Source organism: Streptomyces sp. N35 (assembly GCF_016464295.1).
Classification (GTDB): domain Bacteria; phylum Actinomycetota; class Actinomycetes; order Streptomycetales; family Streptomycetaceae; genus Streptomyces.
In genome coordinates this window covers 1-1,499 of the sequence record NZ_JAEIMH010000119.1, presented here as the reverse complement: position 1 = coordinate 1,499, position 1,499 = coordinate 1, and the positions used below count along the sequence as shown (strand labels likewise).

Annotated in this window: 1 protein-coding gene; it reads right to left on the bottom strand. The window is 65.8% G+C overall.

Annotated elements, in window-relative coordinates:
• The coding region (locus JAO81_RS38310) for a 2-oxoacid:acceptor oxidoreductase subunit alpha (RefSeq protein ID WP_199552621.1) at nucleotides 1-1,499 on the bottom strand (1,499 nt) is incomplete at both ends.

Genomic DNA, 1,499 nt, shown 5'->3' with positions numbered 1-1,499 from the left:
ATGCCGTCGATCTTGGCTTGGCGGGTGCGGACCATGAAGTCGTGGTTGGCCGGGTCGTAGGAGATGTTGCCCGTGCCGTCCTGCTTCTCGATGCCGCCGATACGGTGCTCCAGACCCGGCGTGCCCGGGATCGCCCACGGCCGGGCGAGGGTCTCGGGGTCGCGTTTGTAGGGCCAGAACACCTCGGTGCCGTCGTCCAGGGTGTGGTTGGGGCCCTGCGCGAACTGGGTGCGCAGATCGGGGAGTTCATCGACCTCGGGGATCCGCCACGGCTCGGAGCCGTTGGCGAGATAGCCGTCGGACAGCAAGAACACCGGGGTGCGGTAGGTCAGCGCGATCCGGGCCGCCTCGATCGCGGCGTCGAAGCAGTCGGCCGGGGTCTGCGGGGCGACGATCGGCACCGGCGCCTCACCGTTGCGCCCGTACATCGCCTGCAGCAGATCGGCCTGCTCGGTCTTGGTCGGCAGACCCGTGGAAGGCCCACCACGCTGAATGTCCACGATCAACAGCGGCAGTTCCAGACTGACCGCGAGACCGATCGTCTCGGACTTGAGCGCCACACCCGGACCGGACGTCGTCGTCACCGCGAGCGAGCCGCCGAACGCCGCGCCCAGCGCCGCACCGATACCCGCGATCTCATCCTCGGCCTGGAACGTGCGCACACCGAAGTTCTTGTGCCTGGACAGCTCATGCAGGATGTCGGACGCCGGCGTGATCGGATACGAGCCCAGATACAACGGCAGATCCGCCTGCCGGCCCGCCGCCACCAGACCATAGGACAGCGCCAGGTTCCCGGAAATATTGCGGTACGTGCCCGTCGGGAACGCCTTCGCCGCCGGCAGCACCTCATAGGAGACCGCGAAGTCCTCGGTGGTCTCACCGAAGTTCCAACCCGCCCGGAACGCCGCCAGATTCGCCTTCATGATCTCGGGCTTCTTCGCGAACTTCTGCCGCAAAAACGCCTCGGTGCCCTCGGTCGGACGGTGATACATCCACGACAGCAAACCCAGCGCGAACATGTTCTTGCTGCGCCCCGCGTCCTTGCGCGACAGGTCGAACTCCTTGAGCGCCTCGACCGTCAACGTGGTCAGCGGCACCGGATGCACGCTGTAGCCGTCCAGCGAACCGTCCTCAAGCGGGCTGGTGTCGTAACCGACCTTCTGCATCGCCCGCTTCGTGAACTCATCGGTGTTCACAATGACTTCGGCGCCACGCGGCACATCGGAGATATTCGCCTTGAGCGCCGCCGGATTCATCGCCACCAGAACACTCGGCGCATCGCCCGGCGTCAGAATGTCATGATCAGCGAAATGCAGCTGGAAACTGGAGACACCGGGCAGCGTGCCGGCAGGCGCACGGATCTCGGCCGGGAAATTCGGCAGCGTGGACAAGTCATTGCCGAACGATGCCGTCTCCGAGGTGAACCGGTCACCCGTCAGCTGCATACCGTCACCCGAGTCACCCGCGAACCGGATGATCACCCGGTCCAGACGGCGGAC